Origin of the sequence: Vibrio rotiferianus, from assembly GCF_002214395.1 — a bacterium.
GTDB classification, from domain to species: domain Bacteria; phylum Pseudomonadota; class Gammaproteobacteria; order Enterobacterales; family Vibrionaceae; genus Vibrio; species Vibrio rotiferianus.
Genome location: NZ_CP018312.1, coordinates 572,912 through 587,255 on the forward strand (window position 1 = coordinate 572,912; position 14,344 = coordinate 587,255).

A 14,344-nucleotide genomic window follows, 5' to 3' on the forward strand; every position below is an offset into this window, starting at 1 on the left:
CAGTGGAATACTGCCCCTTCAAATAAGTTAAGGAAATAACAATGAAAACAACGTCAGTTTGCATGACGGTTCTCGCTCTGGGCATCTCCGCTGGAGCAATTGCACAACCGCTTGTTATCGCGCACCGTGGCGCATCGGGTTATCTACCAGAACATACTTTAGAAGCAAAAGCGTTGGCGTACGCGATGAAACCAGATTACATCGAGCAAGATGTGGTGATGACTAAAGACGATCAATTGGTCGTGCTGCATGACCACTATCTCGATCGCGTGACCGATGTGGCAGAGCGATTCCCAGACCGTGCTCGTAAAGATGGCCGTTACTACGCGATTGATTTCACGTTGGCTGAAATCAAATCATTGCGAGTCACTGAAGGCTTTAACATTGATGATAAAGGTAACAAGGTTGCTGGCTATCCGACACGATTCCCAATGTGGAAATCAGACTTCACCGTACCTACTTTTGCTGAAGAGATTGAGCTGATCCAAGGCTTAAACAAAACGCTGGGTTATGACATCGGTATTTACCCGGAAATCAAAGCGCCGTGGTTCCATCGCCATGAAGGTAAAGACATCTCAAAAGCGGTGCTTAAAGTTTTAAAACAGTACGGTTACGATTCGCAAGACGACAAAGTATACCTTCAGTGTTTCGATGCAAATGAACTCCAGCGCATCAACAGTGAACTCATGCCTGAGATGGACATGGATTTAAAGCTCGTTCAGCTCATGGCTTACACCGATTGGAACGAGACCATGGAGTACAAAGGCGACAAGGCAACACCATACAGTTATGACTGGATGTTTGAAACCAATGGTATGAAGAAGGTCGCGGAATATGCGGAAGGGATCGGGCCTTGGAAGCCAATGTTGGTGGATGACAAATCAACCAAGGATAACATCATCATCAAACCTTTGATGAAAGCGGCAAAAGACGCAGGCTTGCAAGTGCACCCTTACACTTTCCGAGCGGACCCTGGGCGTATTCCAACGTACACAGACAGCTTCGATGGCATGATGGATATCTTCTACAATCAAGTTAAAGTGGATGGTTTGTTTACTGACTTCCCAGATAAAGCTGTGAACTTTCTAAACAAGTAAACGTCTGGAATCCACATTCTCTTAAAAGCAGAGTATTTGAATCACTCAGTATTACGTCACACGCCATGTCGTAACAATGTGCTCTTTATCGGGCATAAAAAATCCCCCAGCAGTCTCCTGCTGGGGGATTTTTCGTAGGGCTAATTCACTGCAATACCCAAATGACTTCAAGATGCTCAGTTCAGAGCGTGGTCACTGATACGAGTTCAAGGAAAATGACGAAGTGAAATAGCTCGCTATTTTCAAGTTATTTGACGTGGGAATCGTGATAGTGACACGCTCCCAAAGGGCGAGTTGTCTTGGCTTTCATGCTTTGTTAACGAGCTTTGATTTAGATTGACTAGATCTTCAACTCGTTGCCGCGCCTGCAAGCCAAGTCAGCCTCGCTGAATCAAGCATCTCGAGGTTATTTGGGTATTCTTATTAGTTGTTTTTATGCAGTTCGCTGTTCAGTTCAACCGCGCTCTTGTTTGCAAGACACTCGATTTGACCTGTTACAGAGTTACGACGGAACAGTAGGTCAGAAACACCAGCAAGATCGCGTGCTTTCACTACTTCTACTTCTTGGCCTGCAGAATCTAGCATGCGTACTTTAGAACCAGCGGTTACGTATAGACCTGATTCGATAGTACAACGGTCACCCATTGGGAAGCCAAGACCTGCGTTCGCGCCTAGTAGAGAGTTTTCACCGATAGAAACCACAACTTTACCGCCGCCAGATAGCGTACCCATTATAGATGCGCCGCCGCCGATGTCAGAGCCGTTACCAACCACTACGCCAGCAGAGATACGACCTTCAACCATGCTCACGCCGGTTGTACCCGCGTTGAAGTTGATGAAGCCTTCGTGCATTACCGTTGTGCCTTCGCCAACGTGTGCGCCAAGACGTACGCGAGAAGTGTCAGCGATACGAACGCCAGTTGGTACCACGTAGTCCACCATTTTAGGGAACTTGTCTACGCAATCTACGCTTAGTGCACGACCCGCTAGGCGAGCTTCGATTTGACGCTCTGCCAGTTCAGGTAGGTCGATTGGACCTTCGTTAGTCCATGCGATGTTGTGTAGTAGACCGAAGATACCGTCTAGTACCGTGCCGTGTGGTTGAACTAGGCGGTTAGAGATAAGTTGAAGTTTTAGGAAACCTTCAGCAACGCTTTGTGGCTGCTCGTCAGTTGCAAGGATAACCAGTACAAGTGGTTGTGCTGATTCTGCTGCTTTTGCTGCGAAAGATGCGTTTGCAGCATCGCCGTTTGCTTCAAATGCAGCTGCCAGTTCTGCGCTTTGTGCTGCAGAGATCTCGATAGCTTGGTTGCCTTGTTCGTAACCTGCTACTGCTGCTAGTGCGTTAACAAGCGCTTCGCTTGGGTTAAGAACTGGGTTTGGGAAAAACGCTTCGATGATTTTGCCGTCGCGGTTTTTAGTTGCCGTACCAAAGGCTAGAGAGAAGAAAGCCATAGTTGATCTCCATGTGTTGAGTCTTGTGTCTCGTCTGTTCACTGACAAGAAATAATTAAGTTGTCAGTCATCATAAAGAGAGTGTTGGGGAGTTTAAAGAGGGGAAATGGAGAAAGTCTGTAGATGGATACCTTTTGTCTTTTTGGAGATATGTTTGTCTGATGAGAAATGTGTCGCAAAAGCCAGCTTTGATTGAGTGTAGGTTGAGTTGGGGCGAGGGGCTGGGGATTATCGTAGCAAAAAAAACGGTGTTATCTTAGGTCGACCAAAAGCATAAGCGGAAAAGCTCAAGCTCGACCCCAAAAGGGATCAAATTGAAAAATACCTAAGCATGGGACTTGGGATTCGCCCTACTGCAAAGCTTATTGATGAAGCCCCAAGTACATTACGAAATTACATTAAGCGCAAAGGCTTAAGGGCTACAATTGTCGCTGAAAGTGCTTAGCTGGTGACATGTTACGCCCTAAGACTGCAGCAATAACAATGTGGTCAGGTTTTCTTATGTAATAAATCACATGATGCTTTAACGGAAAGCGGCAGTAACCGGTTCCTAGCTCCGGCATATCAATCCCAATCAACTCATTGCTAGCTAACAACGTCATTGCTTGTTTGAGCTCTCCAAAATAATTGGTCCACTGTGCGTCTCCCCAATTTTCAAGCGTATAACGGCGAATGTCGATTAGGTCCGTTTGGGCTGCGGGAGAAAGTTTGTATTGTGTCATTAGTCAAACTTGCCTGAATCTAATTCGCTCATGAAGCGTTCGCCATCCACCAAATCTCCATTCACGATGTCTCGTTCCGCTTGTTCAAAACGTGATTTCACCATCGCCATCTTTAAGGCTTCAAGCTCCTCGTATTCTTTACATGACATGACAACTGCCACAGGTGAACCATTTTTGCTGATTTGAACTGGCTCTCGCTGAACTTTCATCAGTAAGTCACCAAATTTGGTTTTTGCGGTATTTGCTGTTAACGATTGCATAGTGTGCTCCTTTTTCTACATTATAAACGAATCGTTCGATTCATACGAATTGTTTGAAGCGAATGAAGTGGAGCACTGTTCAAAAAGGTGTAACGGTCAAGGCTCTGGTTGGAGAGATAATCCCGCAACTTATCTGAGTACTGCCAGAATCTTCACTCGATGCTGTCAGCATACCAGTGAGATACATGGATTTTGAACAGAAGCAGGATTGGTCAATGTTGGAGGAAGAAATAAGGGGAGGACCGAAGTCACTCCCCCTACACTGGGTTTGTTGGATTTACTGGCTTTGGATAGTAAAGCGATAAATCGACTTAGAGGCTTAGCTCACCGACCTCTACTGCAAGTGCAACCGTTGCACCTACCATTGGATTGTTGCCCATACCGATGAAGCCCATCATCGCGACGTGTGCTGGTACTGAAGAGCTACCCGCGAATTGCGCATCGGCGTGCATGCGACCCATAGTATCGGTCATGCCGTAAGATGCAGGACCTGCCGCCACATTATCTGGGTGTAGAGTACGACCAGTACCACCACCTGATGCCACAGAGAAGTAAGGCATGCCTTCACGGTTACGTTCCGCTTTGTAGATGCCTGCTACAGGGTGTTGGAAGCGAGTCGGGTTGGTTGAGTTACCTGTGATGCTCACGTCTACTTGCTCTTTATGCATGATAGCCACGCCTTCACGTACATCGTCTGCGCCGTAGCAAAGGATCTCACCACGTGGACCTTGCGAGAAACGGCGACGTTCTACTTCCACTAACTCACCAGTTTGGTAGTTGTATTGAGTACGTACGTAAGTGAAACCATTGATACGTGAGATTAGGTAAGCGGCGTCTTTACCCAAACCATTTAGGATCACTTTCAACGGATTTTTGCGTGATTTGTTCACGTTCAGTGCGATTTTGATTGCGCCCTCTGCCGCTGCGAATGACTCATGGCCCGCAAGGAAAGCGAAACAGCCACTTTCTTCATTCAATAGACGAGCCGCCAATGCACCGTGACCGATACCCACTTGGCGTTGCTCTGCCACGCTGCCGGGTTTAGTGCACGCCTGAAGACCTTCACCGATGATGTTTGCCGCTTCTTCTGCTGTTTTTGCTCCGCGGAAAATCGCCAAAGCAGTGCCCAGTGTGTAGGCATCGGCAGCGCTTTCAAACGCGATAGGTTGAGTGTCCATCACCAATGCTTTTGGGTCGATACCACGATCCATACAGTATTGGTAAGCCTCTTCCAGAGAAGAGAGTTGCATTTCGTCTAATGTGCGACGTACAGATTCAGTAATTGGAGTGTTCATAATCTCTTTCCTCTTGGTGGCAATTATTGTTGGCGTGGGTTGATGGTGGTTACGGCTTCGTCAAAACGACCGTAAGTCCCCGTTGCTTTGTCTGCCGCTTCTGCAGCAGGTACGCCTTCGTTGATGGCTTTCATCATCTTGCCGAGGTTGAGATATTGGTAACCAATCACTTCTTTGTTTTCGTCTAGCGCGAGTTTTGTTACGTAGCCTTCAGCCAGCTCCATGTAACGCACGCCTTTTGCTTTGGTTGAGTAGCTAGTACCCACTTGGCTACGTTGAGTTTGACCAAGGTCTTCCAGTGCCGCACCAATTTCCAAGCCGCCTTCAGAGAAAGCAGATTGAGTACGACCGTAAACAAATTGAAGGAAGATTTCGCGCATCGCGACGTTGATAGCATCACATACCAAGTCGGTATTCAGTGCTTCAAGAATGGTTTTGCCAGTTAGGATTTCTGCGGCCATCGCGGCTGATTGAGTCATGCCTGAACAGCCGATCGTTTCGATCAAAGCTTCTTCGATGATGCCGTTTTTGACGTTAAGAGTCAGTTTTGCTGCACCTTGTTGAGGAGCACAAGCACCAACGCCGTGGCTAAGACCAGAAATCGCGATAACGTCTTTTGGATTGATCATTGCGCCTTCAACAGGGATCGGTGCAGATGCATGAAGATCGCCGCGTTGAATCGGGCACATTGATTGGATTTCGTGTGAGTATTGCATAATGTTTTCCCAGTGTACGATATCCAGCATATTGGTCAGACTCAACGGCGTTGACTGCTCTTATTCGCTCCATCAAATAGAAAAACTATGTTCAGGAGGCTCATGCGTTTGTCGCCTTGTTGAGTTAACAACTATTTTGGATATCTTTTTAATTTTTGAGAAAACAGGTGCGGGGTTGGAGGAGAGTTGAATTGCTCACTACAGAACTCTTACTTTTACGCTGGAGGCAAAAGCATTTCCAACAGGGCTGACCTGTTCTCGTTTCTGTAGGAGTCATCAGCTGCAAAAGCGGTTCGAATCTTTCGATTCCGGTGGCACCCCATCACCGTGTGCAATTAGATTAGATCTAAGTCACACTAATCTGCAACATGAAATTTAGAGTAATTTGGGATATTAAATCGGTTCTTTATATTGCTAGAGATATATGGCGATAAATGAATGGCATAAAAAAACGCCGCATAATACGACGTTTTCTCGAAACAAATTAGAGGCTTATGCAGCGTCTTCTTGCTCGCTATCTTCTTCAACAGCTTCAAGCTTCTTTGCTTTTTTTGGTGCAGGTTTACGTTTTGCACCCAGAGCGTAAAGCACTTCTTCTTTGTTTTGCGCAAGGAACATTGCAAGATCTTCTTGCTTGCCTTCGTCTTCTAGAAGTTCACTTTTACCTAGCAGTGAGAATAACTCGTCCGCCATATCCAGCATTTTGTCGTATGCGTCAGCTTCCGCTTTAGAGGTAAAAGTCATTTTCTCTTCTCCATTGCGTTCTACCACGTACTTGACGATTACAGCCATGGTGTTGGTCCTCTAACTTGATTAATTTATACTGGCTTTTTATACAGTTTTTGACCAGTTAAGTCTAGCGACAAGCCTAAGAATGAGAGCCGTGTACAACTAAGTGACTAGCATTTGAACTATCTGCCTTGAACTATCTCCCGTGAACTAGCCATCTTTAAGGTGTGGGTTCTCTGGGCGTTCCCAATCTTGGCAGAACTCAATAAACGTGCGCAATAGCGGGTTTTGATACTTCTCTTTGTGGAGTAGCAGCCAGAAGCGACGCTTCATATCCAGCGGCATGTTGAGCATTTTCACACGACCATCTCGAATCGCAGGCTCGGCGGATAGGCGTGATAAACAACCTAAGCCAAGCCCCGCAGACACAGAGTTAATCAGTGCTTCGGTAGTGTTTAGTTGGAAGGCCTCATGCCAGTGCTCTAAACGTGGCGCAATGACACGCATAAAAAACTCTCTCGAACCAGAGCCAGCCTCACGCAAGATCCATTCGGTGTCTTCAAGTTCGTTGAGGCTGATTGGCCCCTCATCGAAGTTAGGGTAATCCGGTGGACAAATCACACACATTTCATCTTCACTGAATTGCGTTGACTCCAGCTCTGGGTGTATGGTCTTGCCCTCAATGAGTGCGATATCGAGCTCGTAGGCGATCAACATGTCGCAAATCTGCGCTGAGTTAGAGATGAACAAACTCTGTGACTGATGATTGGTATCCTGACGGAAATCACTTAGCAGATAAGGCGCGACTTGGTTGCCAATGGTGTCACTGGCACCGATACGTAAAAGCCCCGATAGGGTTTGATCGCCATCGAACACACTCTCAATATCCCGAGCTCGGTTGAGGAGTTCATCCGCGAGGGGCAGAAGTTTTTGTCCTTCTTGGTTGAGAATCAAACGGTTGTTCACTCGATCAAATAGGTGATGACCAATTTGTTTCTCTAGCTCAGACAGCGCCATGCTCACGGCAGCTTTAGAAAGAAACAGACTTTCTGAAGCTGCTGTCAGCGTTTTGTGCTGAGTGATTGTAGTAAAAACTTTCAGTTGTTTGAGAGAGATATGACTAGGCATGACATTCCGTTAAGTTTATCTGAACGTTAGTTTTAAATAATTAGATATATTGGAACGAAGTGCAAGAGTAATATACACCCCATAGAAAGTTAGCCTAGATTTTGAGGTCGTAATGATTCAAAGAACAAAAGCAAAAGTAATGGGAGCACCAACCCCAATGGCGGGTCTGGCTCTTGGTATTGCGAGCTTAGGTTGGAGTTGGGAAAACTTCGCCGAATTACATGGCTATGGACAGTGGATTAGCGCAGGTATTGCAAGCGTACTGCTAGCAATCTTGGCGACTAAATTTCTTTTTCACAATCATTTGTTGAGACAAGATCTTGCGCACCCTGTGGTGGGTAGTGTCGTTCCGACTTTCGCGATGGGAACCATGGTGGTTTCAAATTCTCTAGGGCACTTTTTCCCCGTTGCAGGTGACGTGCTTTGGTTAGTGGCGGTAGCTCTACATATCGTGTTCCTAGTGAGCTTCTTGTATCACCGCGCGAAAGACTTCGAACTGCACCACATGGTGCCAAGCTGGTTCGTACCACCAGTGGGTATTATTGTTGCAGACGTGTCTTTCTCAGGTAATCCAGTGCTTGCGCCAATTGCGCATGGTGCTTTGGTATTCGGTATGGTTGCGTATGCCGTGATGTTACCAATTATGATCTACCGTTTCATGTTCACCCATGAAATCCCAGATGCAGCAAAACCAACCATGGCAATCTTGGCTGCTCCAGCAAGCCTATCGCTGGCTGGTTATCTAACCGTAACCGCAACGCCTTCACCAGTGATTATTGCTCTATTATTTGGTATCGCAGTATTGATGACAGCTATCATCTACTTAGCCTTCTTTAAACTGCTAAGACTGCCATTTAGTCCAGGCTATGCAGCGTTTACCTTCCCAATGGTGATTGGTGCGACAGCTCTATTCAAAACTGCAAATTGGATGGAAGCAAATGGTCTAGCTGCACACTATGTACAACAAGTTCGTGGTCTAGCTGGCATTGAGTTGATAGTGGCGACAATCGTAGTGACTTACGTAGCATTGCAATACATTAATAATTTGCTGATTCAACCACGCTTAGTGGCAGCACATCATGCATAAATAAAATATGCATAAGTAAAAAAAGCCTCTTGGTCTCTCTCGCCAAGAGGCTTTTTCTTATCCTTAGTTATAGAAACGAGACATCTCATTCAACGAATTCTGGATTACGCTAACGGGCACCTGATGCTTCCTATCAACGTTGAGGCGTTTATCAAGCTGTTGGGATTGTCCGCCAGGGTTCACGACTAACATGGTCTCTTTCCCCACCAAAGCGTAGTTGTAGTAGCTACCTGCGATGTACCAATCACGAGATATATGGCTATCAAATAGATCGTGTCCAACGCTGTATGAACCAGTAGCACCTTTCACATTAAATAGGCTGTTCATCAAAGTTGGAACGATATCAAAGTGTGTGGTTCGGTATTGAATTTGCTCTGGTTGATGGTTTGGCAGAAACACATATAAAGGCACATGAACTTGCGTATCACTGTAGTTGCCAGTATGACCCCAGTAATTCTTTTTATGGTCGTTAAACTCTTCGCCATGGTCTGAAGTGATCACGACAATGGTGTTCTCCAGATCTATATTCTTTAGTACGTTCGCAATCAGACTGTCGATGAAGTACAACGAGTTCTTATAGCGGTTGTGGTAAAGCGATGCATCGAAATCGTTATTAAGAAGAATATGGTCGACGCGCTCCCAGTAAGGTTTGAACTTAGCAAATTCTGGTTCAGGAAAGCTTGTGCCATGGGCTGAATCATAGAACAAGAAGCCAAAGTACGGTTTATCGCTTTCCTGTTGCTGGAACTGGATAAACTCTTCCGTGATTTGCTGATCACGCTCGACTTGTGTTTCACCCGTTTGCTTTAGGGTGAGGTCTTTCACCTTTTTAAAAACGGTACGTGACAAAGGTGGGCTAGTTAATGGCGCTGAACCAAAGATGCCCATTCGATAGCCTTGATTTTGCAGAGTATCGAGGAATATAGGGGAGCGCTGGCTGGCATAAAAGCTATCCCAGTAAGTCGCTGGCAAGCTGTAAAATAGGCTAAAAATACCTGCTTGAGTCGAGTTACCACCGCTCATATGTTGAGTGAAATTGACCGTTTTCTCGGTGAATTTGCTGACATTAGGCATGATTTCTGGCGTTGCATCGCTGTAGCGCCATGCATCAACTAGAATGAATAGGACGTTCGGTTGTGTGTCTCTGCGCTCGACATTAATGGGTGTCAGCGGGTAGTTAAGCGAACCACTTTCAACGTTCTTCAGTTCAACGCGGTTATGTGATGCCGTGTTTTCGTCTACTAAGTTGTGGCTGTAGATGAATTTGCGTGCCGTCAATGGATAGTAAAGAGGCCAGTTATTCGAAAACTGGCTGACTTCGTTATCGTAGAGCGCATTTTTGTATGCGTGGATTGCCTGAGTGCTAAGTAACAAGCCAAACCACACACTTATTAGCACAAACTTAGCGCGACTATGTGCCATCTTATTACTTAGCCAAACGGTAAATGCGAGGCCGATTGCCAGTAATGCAATATCGCTAATGAAGATCAGCCAACTCATCCAAGAGATTTCAAATACGTCACGACCACCTTCAAAGAACATGCGGATCAGTAGGCCATTGATGTGCAGTTTATATTGCTGGAAAACGAGGATATCGACTTTCAACATGATCAAGAGTGCGATTGCCACCGCAATCACAACGGCTTTGAACATGCGTGTCGGCAAAAAGGACAGCAATAAACAACCCAGCATCAGCGGCAGAGCAATCAAACCCAACCAGCCTAGCTGTGTGGCGATTAAGTAGTATTCTTGTAGAAATGTGAGCGGTTCTGCTTGGCTATTTGACAACAAAAACGGGTAACAAGCGATCGATAGATATAGAGCAAAGCAAGCAAAAAATGCCATCAACCAAGCGCTATTAGATGAAAGTTTGCGCAACATACTTTGATATTCCAGTATTTTTCGCCCATTTAATTGAATGTGAAGTGGAGAGCTGCCGGAAAGAGAAGCGATTTTGCCTTCCTTTGTGAGCTTCATACCGATGTTCAATATGATGGGGATTGTTATAGAAATTTGTGATGATTATAAAACAGTGTTTTTTATCATGAAATACTTGTGACTAATGTCACGCTTTGTATTTGCATGTAAGGTGTCGCTTACAAATGTTAGTTGCTGGTTATTTGCGCAGAGTTTGAGTGTTCTCTAACCTTTTGTTATTTAAGCTATCGAGATCGCTCTAGGAATAAATGCGGCTGTGCTAAGCTTGCTAGCAGTTTCCATTGGCATTCGGTGCACTTACTTTGTTTACTGTCTATCACTCCAATCAGGTCGATGTTCTCAAATCACTTCTTGTTGAACTAATTCGCATCAACCCATTAGAAAACCCATTCGAGAAAGAGCAAATTCTGGTGCAAAGCCCAGGTATGTCTCAGTGGTTGAAAATGGAATTGGCGAAAGAGTTTGGTGTTGCGGCAAACCTAGAGTTTCCGCTGCCAGCGACTTTTATTTGGGACATGTTCACCCAAGTATTGGCTGATGTGCCTAAGCGCAGTGCCTTCAACAAAGAAGCCATGACGTGGAAGCTGATGCACTTGCTTCCGGGTTTACTTAACGAAGCGTCATTCGAACCTTTGGCTCGTTATCTTCAGGACGACAGTGACAACTCCAAGCTGTATCAATTGGCGGAGAAAATTGCCGATATCTTCGATGGCTATTTGGTGTACCGCCCAGAATGGATTGCAAGTTGGGAAGCCGGACAAACGGTGCCTGAACTTGAAGATGAGCATCCATGGCAGCCGATTTTGTGGCAGGCATTGTACGACCACACCGTGACCTTGGAGCAATCGCCTTATCATCGTGCCAATTTGTACGAACACTTCATTGATACGCTCGAAAACTTCAACGGCAATTTTGATCATCTGCCGAAGCGTCTGTTTGTGTTTGGTATCTCTTCACTGCCGCCACGTTACATGGACGCGCTCAAAGCTATTGGTGAACACATTGATGTGCACTTGATGTTTACCAACCCTTGTCGTTATTACTGGGGTGAAGTACGTGACCGTAAATTCCTAGCTCGCCTAGCAGCAAAACATCGCCAGCACGTGGTGTGGCAAGAAGACCATTCTGAAGTACAAGGTGAGAGTGAGCAGTTAAAAGGTTCACTAGAAGAAAACGTGATTGATGAGCTGCATACCGATGTGGTGGGTAACAGCTTGTTGGCGTCGATGGGTAAACTTGGGCGCGATAACATGTATCTGTTGTCACAGCTCGAATCCCATGAGATTGAAGCATTTGTTGATGTCGAGCGAGACAGTCTGCTCCATCAACTTCAAGCCGACATTCTTAACTTAGAAGAGCACCAAGACGATCAGAAAATTGACAGTAGCCAGCACAAACAAGTGGTGAGTCTGGGTGATAAATCTCTGAGCTTGCACTCTTGCCACAGCCCAATGCGAGAAGTGGAAGTGCTACACGATCAGCTTCTGGCGATGTTCGATGCTGATCCAACACTGAAACCGCGCGATATTATTGTCATGGTGGCAGACATCAATGCCTACAGCCCTGCGATTCAGGCGGTGTTCGGCAATGCGCCGGGTGAGCGATTTATTCCTTACTCGATTTCAGACCGAACGGCCGATCAAGAAAGCCCAATTTTGGCGGCTTTCATGCAACTTGTTAATTTACCGAATACACGTTGCTTGGCTTCTGAATTACTTGAGTTGTTAGAAACGCCAGCGATTTTGAAGCGATTCGACTTAAGCGAAGATGACTTCCTTCAAGCCAAACAATGGGTGGAAGAATCTGGCATTCGCTGGGGGCTAGATAGCCATACGGGCAGCGAATTTGAACTGCCAGAAACACGCCAAAACACATGGCAATTTGGTATTCAGCGTATGTTATTAGGTTACGCGATGCCAGAATCTGCCGGTTTGTTTGAAGCGCAAGAAGGTAGCCTCTCACCATACAATGAAGTGCAAGGCATGGGCGCAGAACTTGCTGGTAAGTTAGCCCATTTTATTCAACAAATTAGCCAATATCGCCGCAAACTTTCCCATGTTCAGTCGATTGATGCATGGCGTGAAACCTTGGTGGCGATGTTGGATGACTTCTTCTCTGTTGAGCTAGAAGGGGAAATGGCGCTCAAGTCGATTCGAGATACCTTAAGCCAACTGAAAGAACAGCTAACCGATGCGGCATTTGATGATGCCTTGTCGCCTTCTATTGTTAGCCAGTATCTGCAAAACAAACTGTCAGGAACACGGGTCAGTCAGCGCTTCCTTGCTGGGCAAGTGAACTTCTGTACTCTGATGCCGATGCGCTCGATCCCATTTAGAACCGTGTGTCTGCTTGGTATGAACGATGGTGTTTACCCGCGCTCAATGCCACCGGAAGGTTTTGACTTAATGACAGGGCGCACTAAACCGGGTGACCGTTCACGCCGAGACGATGACCGTTACCTATTCTTAGAAGCCGTGCTGTCTGCGCAGCAAAGTTTGTACATCAGTTACGTTGGGCGTTCTATCCAAGATAACACCGAGCGAGTGCCGTCGGTGTTGGTGTCAGAGTTATTGGAATATTGCCATCAGAACTACTGCTTAGATGGCGATCAAGACCAGCCAGTCGATGATTCCGGAGATAAATTACTCAACGAGTTAGTGAATGTGCATGCCATGGTGCCATTTAGCCCAAGTGCATTCCAAGGTTCTCATTCAAGCTATGCCAAAGAGTGGATTCCGGCAGCGTTGACCCAAAGCAATCAATCGCAAGGTCATGCTCGTGGCGAATTTAACCGCGCGTTGGATGATTACTTACTCGGTGCGACCTTCCCAATCGAATTGGACTTGGTGGAATTACAACGCTTCTGGCGTTTGCCTGTTCAGTATTTCTTTAACCGCCGTTTGAAAGTGATGTTCGAGCCACCATTGCCCGTGATGGAAGATGATGAACCCTTCTTATTAGGTGGCTTAGAAAGCTATCAAATGCGTGATGAGCTACTGGAAACCTTGCTTGAAACCGCCATTACTCAACCGTCCGCAAAAGCAGACGTGCTCAAGCACTTTATGAGTGAGCAACGCGCGCAGGGCAAGTTACCCGTTGGTGCATTTGGTGATATCGAGTTTGAAACCAACCGCGTGCAAGCGGAAGAGCTGGTGGATAAGTTGGCGTTCTTATCCGGTGCTCCGCAAGACGATTTAGAAATCGACCTTACCTTCGATGTGCTTGGTGAAGGAAAAAACATCCGTCTAACCGGTTGGCTAACTCAATGCTATCAGTCCGGTTTGATTCGCTACCGCAGCGGTAAAATTCGTGCGCAGGATTACCTCGCTGCATGGATTGATCATCTTGCTATGTCTGCCTCTGGTCACGCTAGAAAGACCCACGTTATCGGTTATGACCGCAAGGAAGGCGCAGTGCATTTGGTTTACCCAGCAATGGCAGACGCTGCGCAAGCAAAACAACTACTTGCTGAATTAGTGCGTTTGTTTTTTGAAGGCATGACCAAGCCATTACCATACTTCCCGAAAACAGCACTGGCGTGCGTTGAGGCGGGCTTTAGTCGTGGTCATTGGGCTGATGACGAAGAGAAATCGCTGAAGAAAATGGCGGATGCATTCAATGATGGCTACATGAGTCCAGGAGAAGGAAATAACGCGTATATTTCGCGTATTTGGTCTACTTGGAATGACGAGCTTGCAGCAGAAGTTCGCACGCTGACCGCATTGGTTCTTCAAGGCGCAAGATTGGCGGCGATGGATGCCGATGATGAAAAGTAAGTTGGATTATTTAGACAAAAAAGAGAGTAGGGTGGCCGCCAGAAAATCATTATTTTTTGTAGGGCGTTCGCTGTACGGCCACAAGGTCAGAGGGACCATGATTCGTTTGAGTGTTTAGCCTGATCATTTATCAATACGTTA

The 14,344-nt window shown here is 46.2% G+C and carries 11 protein-coding genes, 1 pseudogene and 1 riboswitch; of the genes and pseudogenes, 4 read left to right on the top strand and 8 right to left on the bottom strand.

All coding sequences use genetic code 11. The features are described from left to right. The first annotated feature begins 41 nt into the window (after positions 1 to 41). Positions 42 to 1,097 (top strand): glycerophosphodiester phosphodiesterase, encoded by a 1,056-nt coding sequence (glpQ, locus tag BSZ04_RS11700; RefSeq protein WP_088880446.1) that lies wholly within the window; start codon positions 42 to 44, stop codon positions 1,095 to 1,097. Between the two features lie 423 nt (positions 1,098 to 1,520). On the opposite strand, the gene dapD is transcribed toward glpQ, so the two are convergent. After that, positions 1,521 to 2,552, bottom strand: a complete 1,032-nt coding sequence (dapD, locus tag BSZ04_RS11705) for a 2,3,4,5-tetrahydropyridine-2,6-dicarboxylate N-succinyltransferase (protein ID WP_005391708.1) — start codon at positions 2,550 to 2,552, stop codon at positions 1,521 to 1,523. A gap of 238 nt (positions 2,553 to 2,790) precedes the next feature. On the opposite strand from dapD, the pseudogene BSZ04_RS25205 reads away from it, so the two are divergent. After that, positions 2,791 to 2,997: pseudogene (locus tag BSZ04_RS25205) on the top strand (recombinase family protein); the annotation flags it as partial. On the opposite strand, the gene BSZ04_RS11715 reads toward BSZ04_RS25205, so the two are convergent. From BSZ04_RS11715 to BSZ04_RS11740, 6 genes are all read right to left on the bottom strand, one after another. After that, entirely contained in the window at positions 2,972 to 3,274 is a 303-nt protein-coding gene (locus tag BSZ04_RS11715; RefSeq protein WP_088880447.1) for a type II toxin-antitoxin system RelE/ParE family toxin, read from the bottom strand. The pseudogene BSZ04_RS25205 and the gene BSZ04_RS11715 overlap by 26 nt on opposite strands. Next, on the bottom strand, positions 3,274 to 3,534 hold the full coding sequence (locus tag BSZ04_RS11720; RefSeq protein WP_045394064.1) for a type II toxin-antitoxin system Phd/YefM family antitoxin: 261 nt from the start codon (positions 3,532 to 3,534) through the stop codon (positions 3,274 to 3,276). Before BSZ04_RS11720 ends, BSZ04_RS11715 begins: the two co-directional genes overlap by 1 nt. A 311-nt stretch (positions 3,535 to 3,845) precedes the next feature. Next, entirely contained in the window at positions 3,846 to 4,829 is a 984-nt protein-coding gene (locus BSZ04_RS11725) for a GGGtGRT protein (protein WP_005427312.1), read from the bottom strand. 23 nt (positions 4,830 to 4,852) lie between these two features. Continuing rightward, entirely contained in the window at positions 4,853 to 5,545 is a 693-nt protein-coding gene (locus BSZ04_RS11730) for an iron-sulfur cluster assembly scaffold protein (protein ID WP_005427365.1), read from the bottom strand. 260 nt (positions 5,546 to 5,805) lie between these two features. Continuing rightward, a riboswitch (Fluoride riboswitch) is annotated at positions 5,806 to 5,881 on the bottom strand. Positions 5,882 to 6,037: 156 nt separating this feature from the next. Beyond that, positions 6,038 to 6,337 carry a YebG family protein gene (locus tag BSZ04_RS11735; RefSeq protein WP_005380208.1) on the bottom strand — a complete coding sequence of 100 codons (300 nt, stop codon included), beginning with the start codon at positions 6,335 to 6,337 and terminating at the stop codon, positions 6,038 to 6,040. A 147-nt stretch (positions 6,338 to 6,484) separates the two neighbouring features. Further along, positions 6,485 to 7,402 carry a LysR substrate-binding domain-containing protein gene (locus tag BSZ04_RS11740; RefSeq protein ID WP_088880448.1) on the bottom strand — a complete coding sequence of 306 codons (918 nt, stop codon included), beginning with the start codon at positions 7,400 to 7,402 and terminating at the stop codon, positions 6,485 to 6,487. Positions 7,403 to 7,514: 112 nt separating this feature from the next. Between BSZ04_RS11740 and BSZ04_RS11745 the strand changes: the two genes are divergently transcribed. Next, positions 7,515 to 8,489: a TDT family transporter gene (locus BSZ04_RS11745; RefSeq protein ID WP_088880449.1), complete on the top strand. Its 975-nt coding sequence runs from the start codon at positions 7,515 to 7,517 to the stop codon at positions 8,487 to 8,489. Between the two features lie 63 nt (positions 8,490 to 8,552). Here the strand turns inward: BSZ04_RS11745 and BSZ04_RS11750 are convergent, their stop codons facing one another. Then, the gene (locus BSZ04_RS11750) at positions 8,553 to 10,370 is read right to left on the bottom strand and encodes a DUF3413 domain-containing protein (protein ID WP_088881589.1); all 1,818 of its coding nucleotides are present in this window, start codon (positions 10,368 to 10,370) and stop codon (positions 8,553 to 8,555) included. 359 nt (positions 10,371 to 10,729) lie between these two features. On the opposite strand from BSZ04_RS11750, the gene recC reads away from it, so the two are divergent. Further along, complete coding sequence (gene recC / locus BSZ04_RS11755; protein WP_088881590.1) at positions 10,730 to 14,203, top strand: exodeoxyribonuclease V subunit gamma; 3,474 nt, start codon at positions 10,730 to 10,732, stop codon at positions 14,201 to 14,203. Positions 14,204 to 14,344 lie beyond the last annotated feature (141 nt).

Excerpts from the sequence above, each read along its gene's own strand:
- BSZ04_RS11730 (WP_005427365.1), bottom strand. The coding sequence starts at position 5,545 with ATGCAATACTCACACGAAATCCAATCAATGTGCCCGATTCAACGCGGC.
- BSZ04_RS11725 (WP_005427312.1), bottom strand. The coding sequence starts at position 4,829 with ATGAACACTCCAATTACTGAATCTGTACGTCGCACATTAGACGAAATG.
- BSZ04_RS11750 (WP_088881589.1), bottom strand. The coding sequence starts at position 10,370 with ATGTTGCGCAAACTTTCATCTAATAGCGCTTGGTTGATGGCATTTTTT.
- dapD (WP_005391708.1), bottom strand. The coding sequence starts at position 2,552 with ATGGCTTTCTTCTCTCTAGCCTTTGGTACGGCAACTAAAAACCGCGAC.
- glpQ (WP_088880446.1), top strand. The coding sequence starts at position 42 with ATGAAAACAACGTCAGTTTGCATGACGGTTCTCGCTCTGGGCATCTCC.
- BSZ04_RS11740 (WP_088880448.1), bottom strand. The coding sequence starts at position 7,402 with ATGCCTAGTCATATCTCTCTCAAACAACTGAAAGTTTTTACTACAATC.
- BSZ04_RS11720 (WP_045394064.1), bottom strand. The coding sequence starts at position 3,534 with ATGCAATCGTTAACAGCAAATACCGCAAAAACCAAATTTGGTGACTTA.
- BSZ04_RS11745 (WP_088880449.1), top strand. The coding sequence starts at position 7,515 with ATGATTCAAAGAACAAAAGCAAAAGTAATGGGAGCACCAACCCCAATG.
- BSZ04_RS11715 (WP_088880447.1), bottom strand. The coding sequence starts at position 3,274 with ATGACACAATACAAACTTTCTCCCGCAGCCCAAACGGACCTAATCGAC.
- BSZ04_RS11735 (WP_005380208.1), bottom strand. The coding sequence starts at position 6,337 with ATGGCTGTAATCGTCAAGTACGTGGTAGAACGCAATGGAGAAGAGAAA.